Raw genomic sequence first — 12,179 nt, 5'->3', positions numbered from 1 at the left:
ACAACCTCCCGAACGACAAGGACAGCCATGCCCACCCAGTTCTCCCGACGCAGCCTGATCCGCGGCCTCACCGCGGCGACCGTCGCCGCCTCCCTCGCCGGCGGGCTCGCCGCCTGCGGAGGTGACGGCGACGCCGCCGTCACGACCGACTCCGCCGGCACGGTGACCGTGGGCAGGGTGTCCAACGGCGCGGCGAAGGAGACCACGCTGAAGGTCTCCGAGGTGAAGTCCATCAGCGCCGAACTGCCCGCCTCCGTCCGCCGGAACGGCACCCTGAAGATCGTGGTGGGCGCCCTGCCCGACGGCTTCCCGCCGCTCGCCTACATCGGCGGCGACCAGAAGACCCTCACCGGCGCCGAACCCGACTTCGGCCGCCTGGTCGCCGCGGTCCTCGGCCTAGAACCCGAACTGTCCAACGCCACCTGGGAGAACATGTTCGTCGGCATCGACAGCGGCAAGGCCGACGTCGGCTTCGCCAACATCACCGACACCGAGGAACGCAAGAAGAAGTACGACTTCGCCTCCTACCGCAAGGACGAGGTGGGCTTCGAGGTGCTGAAGAAGAGCACCTGGAACTTCGACGGCGACTACCGCAACCTCGCGGGCCGGACGGTCGCCGTCGACAACGGCACCAACCAGGAGAAGATCCTCCTGGAGTGGCAGGCCAGACTGAAGAAGGAGGGCAAGGCCCTCACCGTCAAGCACTACCCGAGCAAGAACGCCACCCACCTGGCGCTGACCGGCGGCAAGATCGACGCCTACCTCGCCGCCAACCCCGGTGTCGCCTACCACATCACCCAGGCCGCCGACTCCCCGAACCCCACCCGCAGCGCCGGCACCTACTCGGGCGCCGGCGCGAGCGTCCAGGGGCTCATCGCGGCCACCACCAAGAAGGACAGCGGGCTGGCCGAGCCCATCGCTGACGCCATCAACTACCTGATCGAGCACGGGCAGTACGCCAAGTGGCTTGCCGCCTACAACCTCTCCGCCGAGGCCGTGGCCAAGTCCGAGGTCAATCCGCCCGGTCTGCCGCTGACCAATTCCTGAGGGCGTTCAGCGGCCGGGGCAGCAGGCTGGGGGACGACTCGGCGCATCCGTATCCGTACCCCCACCCGTATCCGTACCCCCACCCGCATTCGGCTCCGTACCCGCATCCGCATCCGCATCCGCATCCGTACCCGGATCGGTACCCGCATCCGCACCCCATGCGGATCCACACCGCATCCGCATCCGCACCCCGGTCCGCATCCGCATGTTCCGCGGGCCGGGAACACCCGGCCCCGGCCGGGCGTTGAGTGTCATGACGAGATCCGACAGGCGGACACCGACCAGGCACGCCGCGTCCGACGGAGGGAGGAGAAGGCCGTGACCCGAGCACTCCCGCAGACACGCCGGCTGTGCGTCCCGCAAGCCCGACCGCTGTGCCTCCCGCACACGCACCTGCTGCGATCCCCGCACGCAAGCAGGCTGTGCCTCCCGCGTCCGTACCGCTCCGTCCGTCTGTACTCCCGGCCGCACATAGACCTCCAGCGCGTGTCCGCCGCCCTCTGTCGCCACTGACGTCTGCTGCCCGGCCCTCCGGGGCCGGGATCTCCTCCCGCCGTGCTCGCCGCCGGCCGACGCCCGCCCGCCCGGGCGTCCGCCGCGCGGAGCCGGTGTCTCTCGTACGGACATCAAGGAAGGCACCGACGTGTCCTCGACTCCTCGCGCACACCTGCATCTCGCCGTCGCCCTGGACGGCACCGGCTGGCATCCCGCGTCCTGGCGCGAGCCGGTCGCCCGCCCCCGGGACCTGTTCACCGCCGGCTACTGGACCGACCTCGTCGCCGAGGCCGAACACGGCCTGCTCGACTTCGTCACCATCGAGGACGGCCTCGGCCCGCAGTCCGACCACCCTCTGGCGGCCGACGAGCGCACCGACCGGGTCCGCGGCCGGCTCGACGCGGTCCTCATCGCCTCCCGCGTCGCGCCACTCACCCGGCACATAGGCCTGGTCCCGACCGTGGTGGCCACGCACACCGAGCCGTTCCACATCTCCAAGGCGATCGCCACCCTCGACCACGTCAGCGGCGGGCGCGCGGGCCTGCGCGTGCGGATCACCGCCCGCCAGGACGAGGCCGCGCACTTCGGCCGCCGTACCATCCGCCGGATCGAGGCCTTCGACACCGCGTCCGGCCAGGAGGTGATCAGCGAGCTGTTCGACGAGGCCGCCGATCATGTGGAAGTGGTGCGCCGGCTCTGGGACAGCTGGGAGGACGACGCCGAGATCCGGGACGCGGCGACCGGTCGCTTCATCGACCGGGACAAGCTGCACTACATCGACTTCGAGGGCCGCTTCTTCAGCGTCAAGGGCCCGTCCATCACGCCCCGCCCGCCGCAGGGCCAGCCGCTGGTGACCGCCCTCGCCCACCAGAGCGTCCCGTACCGGCTGGTGGCCCGCCAGGCCGACATCGGCCACGTCACCCCGCACGACGTGGCCGAGGCCCGCGCGATCGTCGCCGAGATCCGCGCCGCGCAGGAGGCGGCGGGCCGGGCCGGGGAGACCCTGCACGTCTTCGGGGACCTCGTGGTCTTCCTCGACGACAGCCGGGCGGAGGCCGAGGCCCGCCGGGACCGCCTCGACGCGCTCGCGGGCGAGCCCTGGACCAGCGACGCCCGGATCTTCACCGGCACCGCGAGCCGGCTCGCCGATCTGCTGGAGGACCTGGCCGACGGAGGGCTGACCGGCTTCCGGCTGCGGCCCGCCGTCGCCGGCCACGACCTGCCCCGGATCACCCGGGAACTGGTCCCCGAACTGCAGCGCCGCCGCCGCTTCCGCAACGCCTACGAAGCCGGCACCCTGCGCGGCCTCCTCGGCCTCGCCCGCCCCGCCAACCGCCACGCAGCAGCCTGACAGCCGGAGAGGACGACCGTACGCCATGAGCAAGCCGCTGAAGCAGATCCACCTGGCCGCCCACTTCCCCGGCGTCAACAACACCACCGTGTGGAGCGACCCGGCCGCCGGCAGCCACATCGAGTTCAGCTCCTTCGTGCACTTCGCACAGACCGCCGAACGCGCCAAGTTCGACTTCCTGTTCCTCGCCGAAGGCCTCAGGCTGCGCGAACAGGGCGGCGAGATCTACGACCTCGACGTGGTCGGCCGCCCCGACACCTTCACCGTGCTGGCCGCGCTCGCCGCCGTCACCGAGCGGCTCGGCCTGACCGGCACCATCAACTCCACCTTCAACGAGCCCTACGAGGTCGCCCGGCAGTTCGCGAGCCTCGACCACCTCTCCGACGGCCGCTCCGCGTGGAACGTCGTCACCTCCTGGGACGCCTTCACCGGCGAGAACTTCCGCCGCGGCGGTTTCCTGCCGCAGGAGGAGCGCTACAGCCGCGCCGAGGAGTTCCTCGCCACCGCCCACGAACTCTTCGACTCCTGGCGCGGCGACGAGATACTCGCCGACCAGGCCACCGGCGCCTTCCTGCGGGACGCCAAGGCCGGCGCCTTCGTGCACCGCGGACAGCACTTCGACATCCACGGCCGGTTCAACGTGCCGCGCTCCCCGCAGGGCCGTCCGGTGATCTTCCAGGCGGGCGACTCCGAGGACGGCCGCGAGTTCGCCGCCTCCAGTGCCGACGCCATCTTCAGCCGGCACGCCACACTGCAACAGGGCCGGGCCTTCTACACGGACGTCAAGGGCCGCCTCGCCAAGTACGGCCGCCGGCCCGACCAGTTGCTCATCCTGCCCGCCGCGACCTTCGTCCTCGGCGACACCGACCAGGAGGCCGCCGAACTCGCGCGCGAGGTCCGCCGGCAGCAGGTCAGCGGCGCCACCGCCATCAAGCACCTGGAGTTCGTCTGGAACCGGGACCTGTCGGCGTACGACCCCGAGGGCCCGCTGCCCGACGTCGAACCGGTGGTCAGCGACGAGCACATCTCGCGGGGACGCGCCCAGGTACGGATGTACCGCGACCCGGTCGCCGTCGCCCGTGAGTGGCGGCAGCTCGCCGAGGCGAACAAGTGGTCCATCCGGGACCTGGTCATCAACACCGGCAACCGGCAGACCTTCGTCGGTTCCGCGGCCACCGTGGCCCGGACCGTCAACGACTTCGTGCAGGCGGACGCCGCCGACGGCTTCATCCTCGTCCCGCACCTCACCCCCGGCGGACTCGACCCGTTCGCCGACAAGGTGGTCCCGCTGCTCCAGGAGCAGGGCGTGTTCCGCGCCGACTACGAGGGCACGACCCTGCGCGACCACCTGGGCCTCGCCCACCCCGACCACCGGGCCGGCGACTCCGCGGAGCGGGCCGCGTCGTGAACCCCGCGACCACGCAGCGCTCGTGAGGCGGGGTCGTGAGTCACGCGACGGCGGCGGGAGCCCGGCGTCACGGGGTCGCGGTGGGACAACGGCGTGGGCGTGGACGTCACCTCCCCCGTAGGTGACGTCCACGCCCGCTCCCCCGGTGCCGGACTGTGGCTCTGTGCCGTCCGTGTGCCGTCACCAGCACATGACCGCCGTCTCTCCCGACCCCCACGTGGAGTACAGGCGGACCCGGACGGCATAGCGGCGGCCCTTGACGAGCCTGACCCGGACGGCGGCGTTGTCCGGCGTGCCGCCGTCGTCGTGTCCCGCGAGGAAGCGCGGTTCCCCGTCGCGCTCCTCCAGGACCACCAGCACGGTGTCGGCGTCGCCGAAGGTGCCCACGGTGTAGTCGCGGGTCTCCGGCGGCTCGACGGTGAAGTCGGCCTGCTCACCCGGTCCGAGCCCGAGCGGCGCGGACCGGAACGGTACCAGCGCGGCCGGCCCGGCCGGACCGGTGGGCGGGTACCAGCGGAGCACGAACTCCTTGTCGGCCGGGGAGGCGGTGCCGGGCGGACACAGCCCCCCGCGGTACTGCTCCGGCTCCAGCACCAGCCCCGGCCCGAACGGCAGTGTCATGACCGACTGCGGGTCCCACACCGGGCCGCCCGCCTCACAGGCGTCCAGCCGGCGCAGCACGTTCCTGTACGTCGTCTCCCGGCTCCAGTGGTTCGGCGGGCCCGCCAGCTCGGCGTACACGGCCTCGTCGTCCCAGTGGAGCCCGGCGTGCGGACTCTGGTGCTCGTGCACCATGCCGAGCGCATGCCCGATCTGGTGCAGGACGGTCCCGCGCTCCCCGGGCGCGGTCACGTCCCAGCCGAGGTTCATGGTGCGCTCGCCCCGGCCGACCGACAGTGCGTCCCGGCCGATCGCCGACCAGGACCCGGCACCGGCCTGGAACCCGATCCGCAGCTCTGCCTCGAGCCGGTCGCCGACCTCGGTGAACGTGATGCCGATGCCGAGATCCTGCCATTCGCGCAAGCACGCGCGGACCACGTTCCGCTGTTCCTCGCCGCCGGCCCACGGCACCCGGCGCAGCTCGCCGGTCCCCGGAACCGGGATGGCCGAGGCATCGGAGGGAGCGTCCAGGAAGCAGTAGTGCAGCACCGTGCCGTTGACCCACATCCGCCGTCCGGCCTGCAGCGCGCCGAGCCGCTCGGCCGTCAGCCCCGGTGCGAAGCTCGGGGCCGGCTGCTGCGGGAGCGAGCAGAGGCGTCGGGTCATGCGGCCAGCGTGCCCGCACGCCGCCGTGGACGCCTGAGTCGGGGGCTACTCAAGTCGCCCTGTATCAAACCTGAGTACGCGCGCTCAGGACGATGTGAGGACTTACGGACAGGACGCGAAGACCCTGGAACTGCCGTGGCCGTTCACCGGCCGGGCCGACGAACTGGACCTGGTGCGCGGTGCGCTGACCGCCGGCCGGCCCGGCATCGTGGTGACCGGCCCGGCGGGCCGCGGCAAGACCCGGCTGATCACGGAGGCGGTGCGGGGTACGGACCACGTCCGGGTGACGGGCACCCCCGAGGCCCGGGACCTGCCCTTCGCGGCGTTCGCGCACCTGCTGCCCGACACCGTCTCGCTGCACCGCGCGGTGCGGATGCTGTCCGGCGTACGGCTCCTCGTCGTGGACGACGCCCAGCTGCTGGACGAGGCCTCTGCCGCCCTCGTGCACCAGCTGGCCGTACACGGGCACGTACGCCTGGTCGTGGCCGCGGCGGACGGCGTGCCCGCGCCGGGCGCGGTGTCCCGGCTGTGGACCGGGGAACTGCTGCCCCGGCTGGCCCTCGACCCGCTGTCCCGCACGGACACCGCCCGGCTGCTCGCCGGCTCGGAACTCGAACCGCTCACCGTGCGCCGGCTGCACCGGGCCTGCCAGGGTGATCTGCGGCTGCTGCGCGACCTGGTGACCGCTCTCGCCGGGTCCGGCCGGCTGACACCCGTCCCGGGTACCGGCGAGCGGTCCTGGCGGGGTCCGCTGCCGGTCACACCCGCCGTCCGCGAGCGGCTCGCCCCCGCCCTGGAGCGGTCCGTGCCCGGCGAACGCGCCGTCCTGGAACGCCTCGCGTTCGCCGAGCCGCTTCCGGTCCCGCTGGACGAGCTGCACCTGGACGTCCTCGAAGGCCTGGAGGCGGACAGCCTGATCCACGTCGACGAGCAGGGTGCCGTCACCCTCGCCCACCCGCTGCACGGCCCCGCGCTGCGCGCCACGACCGGAACCCTGCGGGCCCGGCGCCTGGCCCGCGCCGCCGACGCCCACGGCCCCGCCCTCGCGGCCGAACAGCGCACCCTGGTAGGGCGGATGGAGCAGTTCGACGTCCGGCCGGTACCGACACCGGTGGGGGAGTGGCTGGTGGCGGAGGACGGCCCGCTGCCGGCTCGGTACGCCGAGGTCCGTGCCCGGTTCGCCCGGCTGCGCGGCGAACTGCGGGAGGCGGCGGCGTGGGCCCGGGAGGGACTGCGGGGGACGCCGTCGGATCCCGGGTGCCGAAGAGAACTCCGGCTGGCCGACGGCGCATCGGGCGAAGCGGCCGAGCCGGACGGCGTCCACGGGGTCTATGGCGCCGTACGCGCGGGTGCTCCCGAGCGGGCGGTCGGCCGGTTGCCGGCCGGCAGCGTGCTCGCCCGGCACGCCGACGCGCTCGCCCGCGGCGACGCGGCCGCACTGGACCGGGCCGCGGAAGCCCTGGCCGAGCGGGGTTTCCTGCTGTACGCGGCGGAGGCGCACGCACAGGCCGTACGCGTCCACCGGGACCCACGGGCCGCGCGGCGCTCCCGTACCCGGGCGCTGGCACTGGCCCGGCGGTGCGAGGGCGCCCGCACACCCGCCCTGACCGGACTCGTCCTCGGTGAACTCACCGCCCGCCAGCGGCAGATCGTCGCACTCGCTGCGGCCGGCCTGAGCAACCGTGAGATCGCCGACAGGCTGACGCTGTCGGTGCGGACGGTCGGCAATCACCTGTACAGCGCGTACACGCGACTCGGTACGGGGGACCGGGGCGCGTTGCCCTGCCTGGTGGCCGGGCCGGAGAGAGATACCGCGTAGTAAAGGTGCGGCGTCCGCTCGGTCAGGCGTGCCTTCTCACGCCGCTCCGAACGCCGCGAAAGCCCAGCCCGTCGCCTGGTGCACCGCGTCCCCGGGCAGGGCCGCGCGGGCGTCGCGCAGGGCCTCGGCCAGGGAGAGTCCCGCGCCGAGTCCCTTGTGCAGGGCGAGCATCAGGGGGACCACCGCCGCGTCGTTGACCGGTGCGCTGCTGGCCACCACACCGGCAGTGCCCAGCGGCAGCAACGCCGTGACGAGGCCGAGGAGTTCGTCCGCGCCGACCGAGGCCAGGCGGGCGGTGTCGCAGCTGGAGAGGATGATCCGGTACGGACTGCGGGCCAGGCGCTCGAAGTCGTGCACGATCAGCGGACCGTCGGCCATCCGCAGCGCGGAGAACAGGGGGCTGTCGGCCCGGAACGTGCCGTGGGCCGCGAGGTGCGCGAGACCCGCGCCGTCGAGTTCCGCCAGGACCCGGGGCACCTGGGCGTCGTCGCCCTCCAGGACCGTCGCCGTGCCGTACCGGCCGGCCAGTTCGGGCACTTCCGCGCCGCCCGTCGCGAGTCCGGGGCCGCGTACCAGCACCGGCCGCCCGTCCGGTGGCGGCGCCGTCTCCCGGGCGCGCAGCCAGCTGCCCGCCGACGGCGACACGCTGAGCACCCGCTCCCGCAGCGCCGGCAGCAGCGCCCACGGCACCCGGTGCAGCGCCCCCGGCGGCACGATCACCACCGGTCCCGGGCCGAGCTGTGCCGCGGCACCGGCCAGCAGCAGCTCCTGCAGCCGCCGTCCGGCCGCCTCCACGAGCGGCAGCCGTGCCTCGGCCCCGGGGTGCGCGAGCCGGCGCAGCCCCGCCTGGACATGCTCGGCCTCCGCCACCGCTTCCGCCAACGACCCGCCCGTGAACCGCCGTACCCTGCCCTGCCCGCACAGCAGGACGTGCACCCGGCCGTCGACCACGGCCAGTTCGGCCAGCCGCCCGTCACCGAGCCGGTCCAGCAGCCGGGCCGCGTCGAACCGGTCGCCGGCGTCGGTGCCGGCGCCGCCCATGTGGCGCGTCCGGGAGCGAATCTCCCGTTCCAGGCGCCGCTGTTCGCGCTCCAGCGCCGGCACCGGGCGGCCCTCCATCCGGGCGGCCTCCGCACGGGCCGCGATCTCCCGGTAGGCGGTCAGCCCGCTCAGCAGCGCCGGATCGTCGGGCGGCCGGGTCGGCGGCGCCGACAGCACGGTGGCCCGCCACCGCTCGCTCCACGCGAGCAGCCGCCGCGGGCTGCCCTGGGCGAGGCTCACCTCCTGGGCCAGGGCGGCCAGTTCGGCGCCCTGCGCGGTCGCGTGGGCGCGCAGCTCCGAGGCGCCCAGCGTCATCCGGTGATCGTCCAGCACGTCCAGGCCGCGCCGGCACGCCTCCAGCACACCCCGCTGCGAGCCGGCCGCCCGTGCCCGCAGCGCCTGTGCCGCCCAGCCCGTCATCCGGGCCGGCGGCGGCCCGCCGTGCCGGCTGCGCGCGGCCACCGCCAGATGCCGTTCCGCGTCCGCGGTCCAGCCCAGCGCCAGCGCGATCCGGCCCGCGAGCAGCGAGGCCTCCGGCGCGGCGGGCGAGCCGAATGCGGCCAGCTTCTCGGCGACCGCCGCCGCGTCCGCGACCATCCGCCCCGACCGGCGCCCGGCCGCCACCCGTGCCTCGATCAGCACCAGCCGGGCGTGCGTCTCCCACCACGTCCTGCGCTGCGCCGCGAACAGCCGTACGGCGAGGGCGGCCCGGGCTATCGCGGTGTGCGCGTCGCCGGCCGAGCGGGCGGCCCGGGCGGCGGCGTGCAGCAGCTCGGCCTTGCGCGTGGACTGCCCGCCGATCCGGTCCAGCAGCGCGATCGCCGCGTCCGCCTCGGCCAGCGCCTCCGGGGCGAGCCCCGCCGCCATCAGGACCTCGCAGCGCCGGGTCGACAGGTTGTACGTCGGGGTGCCCAGCTTGGCGTAGCGTTCCTCGGCCTCGTCCAGCAGCCGCAGTGCCGCGGGGATGTCCCCGGACCGGAAGGCGGCGAGCCCCCGGCTCTCCACCGCGTCCGCCTTGTCGTGCTCCTGGCCGGTGGTGCCCCACAACCGTTCCGCCGCCGTGAAGTCCGCGACCGCCCGGTCCACGGCGCCGAGCGCCAGATGCACCGTGGCCCGCAGGGTCAGCGCCCGCGCGGTCCAGATGTCGTCGGCGGCCTGCCGCAGCACCGGCAGCGCCCGCCGTACGTCCTCCAGCGCCTCCCGGTGATGCCCCAGCACCCACCAGACGTACGCCCGCCGGTACAGCACCCGGGCCCGGGTGTGTCCGGAGCCCCGGGCGACACCCCGGTCGAAGGATGCGAGCCCCTGCCGCGTGCGCCCCGCGTGCACCAGTGCGACCCCCAGCGTCGCGAGCACATCGGCCTCGCGGTCGGCGGACTCGGCGCGGGCGGCCAGATCCCGGGCCCGCCGCAGATGCCGCAGCGCGATCCGCAGATCGCCGAAGTCCCGCTGCCAGATGCCGAGCACCTGATGGGCCACGCTGGCGTACAAGGGCGTCGGGCCCCCGCGCAGCACGTGTTCGGCACGTGCCCGGGCCTCGCCCGGGTCGGCGAACACCATGGGCAGCAGTTCGAGAACCGGCTCGCTTCCCGCTGTCACGTCTCGCATGGTAGTGGCCTGCTGTATCAGACGGTGACGCCGCGACTCTCACTGTCGAACAGCGTCTTGAGGGGGAGGACACCACATGGCACCACAGCGATTCCACGAGCAGTTCCACCACATCCAGCGCTCCCTGCGCGACGTTCCCCTGACCATGGGGCCGGACGACGCCGCCGGGCTCCTCTACGAGAAGGGCGTCGTCCTCGTCCGGGACGGCGAGGAGGCCCGGTTCGTGGAGGACACCGTGCGCACGCACTTCACCGAGACCGCGGGCCTCGTCCCCGACCATGTGCGCCGCATGGGCCCGCAGGCCGGCCGCACCGGCGTCACCCGCATCCGGGTCGGCGACCCGGCCGAGGGCGAGGACACCGTGCCGCACGCCCTGCGCGCGGTGCGGGAAGCGGAGGGTCGCCAGGGCCGCCGGCTGGTCGGCCGCAACCATGTGGTGCACATCGCGGTCAACGCCTGCCCGGGCGACGAGCCGGTGCCCGTTCCGCGCACCGAGCCCGCCAACCCCGCTCCGGCCGAGGGCAGTTACGACCCGGCCACCGCGGTCGGTGTCCTCGTGGTCGACACCGGCCTGGTGCACGACCACCTCTCCTGCCCGCTGCTCGCCCACACCACCGGCGACGCCCAGCTGACCGAGACCGACGGCGACGGCGTGCTCCATCAGTACGTCGGCCACGGCACGTTCATCGCCGGCATCCTCGCGGCCGTCGCGCCCAACACCGACATCACCGTCCGCGGCACGCTCGACGACGCCGGTGCCGTCCTGGAGTCCGACTTCGCCGCCAAGCTCTTCGAGGCGGTCGACCGGGACGGCTGGCCCGACATCATCAGCCTCTCCGCGGGCGCCGCCAGCGAGGACACCGACGGCCTGATCGGCCTGGACGCGTTCATGCAGGAACTGAGCGTCCAGCGCACCCTGCTGGTGGCCGCCGCCGGCAACAACGGCAGCGACACCCCGTTCTGGCCCGCCGCCTACGCCGCCCTGCCCGAGTACGCCGACAGCGTCCTGTCGGTCGGTGCGCTGCGCACGGACGGCGAGTCCGGGGCCTGCTTCAGCAACCACGGCCCCTGGGTACGCGTCCACGCCCCCGGCGAGCGCCTCACCAGCGCCCTCACCGGATTCACCGTGCCCGTGCCGTACGTCTACCAGCACTCCAGCTACGACAGCTGCCGGTACGGCGCCGACTACGCCTGCACCTGCCAGTACCCGCGCCACACCGGCGTGCTGAGCGAGGGGCGGGAGAGCACCGGGGCCAAGCCGGACCAGGTGATGTTCGACGGCCTCGCCCAGTGGAGCGGCACCTCCTTCGCCACGCCGGTCGCCGCCGGGCTCGTCGCCGCCCGTATGACGGCGTACGGGGAGCGCGACCCGCGCACGGCCGGCGCCCGGTTGCTCGCAGCCACCACGGACCGGGCCGAGGTGCGCGGGGCGCACGTCCCGGCGCTCTTTCCGCCGACCTGGCGCCCCGTCCCGGTCGTGATCCCGGCTCTGCCCGCATGAGGGCCGGAACCCTCCGCTCCGCGGCGTACGATGACGTGCCGTACACGAGGGGTGGAACCGTGGACCGAACAGAGGTCGGCGCGTTGGTCCAGTCCGCCGTCGACGGCGACGCGGCGGCCTGGAAGGCGCTGGTGGAAGGGCTGAGTCCGCTGGTGTGGTCGGTGGTCCGCGCCCACCGGCTGTCGGACGCCGACGGGCACGAGGTCTTCCAGACCGTGTGGTTCCGCTTCGCCCAGCACCTGAGCCGGATCCGGGAACCCGACAAGGCCGGTGCCTGGCTGGCCAGCACGGCCCGCCACGAGTGCCTGAAGGTGCTCAGAGGACTGGCGCGGCTGACCCTGACCGACGATCCGCAGGTGCTCGACCGGGCCAGCCAGGAGCGCACGCCGGAAGAGACGCTGATCGATTCGGAGGATGCGGCGGACCGGGCCGAGCGGGTCCGCCGGCTGTGGCAGGAGCTGGACGGACTGGGCGAGCGCTGCCGGCAGTTGCTGCGCGTGCTGATGGCCTCGCCGCCGCCCAGCTACGGAGAGATCTCGGCCGCCCTCGGTATCGCGGTCGGCAGTATCGGCCCGCTGCGCCAGCGCTGTCTGCGCCGGCTGCGGGCCCGGATGGACGCGCGAGGTGCGCTGTGAACGGTGAC

General features: G+C 74.0%; 9 protein-coding genes. 7 read left to right on the top strand and 2 right to left on the bottom strand.

Annotation, left to right across the window (positions count from 1 at the left end; translation table 11 throughout):
- Positions 1 to 27: 27 nt before the first annotated feature.
- From ACZ4SF_RS10685 to ACZ4SF_RS10670, 4 genes are all read left to right on the top strand, one after another.
- On the top strand, positions 28 to 1,047 hold the full coding sequence (locus tag ACZ4SF_RS10685) for a transporter substrate-binding domain-containing protein (RefSeq protein ID WP_468381142.1): 1,020 nt from the start codon (positions 28 to 30) through the stop codon (positions 1,045 to 1,047).
- Between the two features lie 318 nt (positions 1,048 to 1,365).
- Complete coding sequence (locus ACZ4SF_RS10680; protein ID WP_468381139.1) at positions 1,366 to 1,560, top strand: putative leader peptide; 195 nt, start codon at positions 1,366 to 1,368, stop codon at positions 1,558 to 1,560.
- A gap of 130 nt (positions 1,561 to 1,690) precedes the next feature.
- Entirely contained in the window at positions 1,691 to 2,893 is a 1,203-nt protein-coding gene (locus ACZ4SF_RS10675; RefSeq protein ID WP_468381136.1) for an LLM class flavin-dependent oxidoreductase, read from the top strand.
- A gap of 25 nt (positions 2,894 to 2,918) precedes the next feature.
- Positions 2,919 to 4,301 (top strand): NtaA/DmoA family FMN-dependent monooxygenase, encoded by a 1,383-nt coding sequence (locus tag ACZ4SF_RS10670; protein ID WP_468381133.1) that lies wholly within the window; start codon positions 2,919 to 2,921, stop codon positions 4,299 to 4,301.
- 180 nt (positions 4,302 to 4,481) lie between these two features.
- Here the strand turns inward: ACZ4SF_RS10670 and absR1 are convergent, their stop codons facing one another.
- Entirely contained in the window at positions 4,482 to 5,567 is a 1,086-nt protein-coding gene (gene absR1, locus ACZ4SF_RS10665; RefSeq protein WP_468381130.1) for a beta-glucuronidase AbsR1, read from the bottom strand.
- 94 nt (positions 5,568 to 5,661) lie between these two features.
- Here absR1 and ACZ4SF_RS10660 point away from each other — a divergent pair, with 94 nt between their 5' ends.
- A complete protein-coding gene (locus ACZ4SF_RS10660; RefSeq protein ID WP_468381127.1) occupies positions 5,662 to 7,386 on the top strand; it encodes a LuxR family transcriptional regulator AbsR2 in 1,725 nt (574 codons plus the stop codon).
- Between the two features lie 36 nt (positions 7,387 to 7,422).
- On the opposite strand, the gene ACZ4SF_RS10655 is transcribed toward ACZ4SF_RS10660, so the two are convergent.
- Positions 7,423 to 10,035, bottom strand: a complete 2,613-nt coding sequence (locus tag ACZ4SF_RS10655) for a CHAT domain-containing protein (protein ID WP_468381124.1) — start codon at positions 10,033 to 10,035, stop codon at positions 7,423 to 7,425.
- Between the two features lie 76 nt (positions 10,036 to 10,111).
- Here ACZ4SF_RS10655 and ACZ4SF_RS10650 point away from each other — a divergent pair, with 76 nt between their 5' ends.
- Both ACZ4SF_RS10650 and ACZ4SF_RS10645 read left to right on the top strand, forming a co-directional pair.
- Entirely contained in the window at positions 10,112 to 11,536 is a 1,425-nt protein-coding gene (locus ACZ4SF_RS10650; protein WP_468381122.1) for a S8/S53 family peptidase, read from the top strand.
- The gene (locus ACZ4SF_RS10645) at positions 11,533 to 12,171 is read left to right on the top strand and encodes an RNA polymerase sigma factor (protein WP_468381120.1); all 639 of its coding nucleotides are present in this window, start codon (positions 11,533 to 11,535) and stop codon (positions 12,169 to 12,171) included. The genes ACZ4SF_RS10650 and ACZ4SF_RS10645 overlap by 4 nt, the downstream gene beginning before the upstream one ends.
- Positions 12,172 to 12,179: the final 8 nt, after the last annotated feature.

This window comes from Streptomyces sp. NPDC027663 (genome assembly GCF_055566415.1).
This window is presented reverse-complemented; position numbering and strand designations above follow the sequence as displayed.

What these genes read in the sequence shown, in the direction of transcription:
- absR1 (WP_468381130.1), bottom strand. Translation starts at nt 5,567, where the DNA reads ATGACCCGACGCCTCTGCTCGCTCCCGCAGCAGCCGGCCCCGAGCTTC.
- ACZ4SF_RS10655 (WP_468381124.1), bottom strand. Translation starts at nt 10,035, where the DNA reads ATGCGAGACGTGACAGCGGGAAGCGAGCCGGTTCTCGAACTGCTGCCC.
- ACZ4SF_RS10645 (WP_468381120.1), top strand. Translation starts at nt 11,533, where the DNA reads ATGAGGGCCGGAACCCTCCGCTCCGCGGCGTACGATGACGTGCCGTAC.
- ACZ4SF_RS10650 (WP_468381122.1), top strand. Translation starts at nt 10,112, where the DNA reads ATGGCACCACAGCGATTCCACGAGCAGTTCCACCACATCCAGCGCTCC.
- ACZ4SF_RS10670 (WP_468381133.1), top strand. Translation starts at nt 2,919, where the DNA reads ATGAGCAAGCCGCTGAAGCAGATCCACCTGGCCGCCCACTTCCCCGGC.
- ACZ4SF_RS10685 (WP_468381142.1), top strand. Translation starts at nt 28, where the DNA reads ATGCCCACCCAGTTCTCCCGACGCAGCCTGATCCGCGGCCTCACCGCG.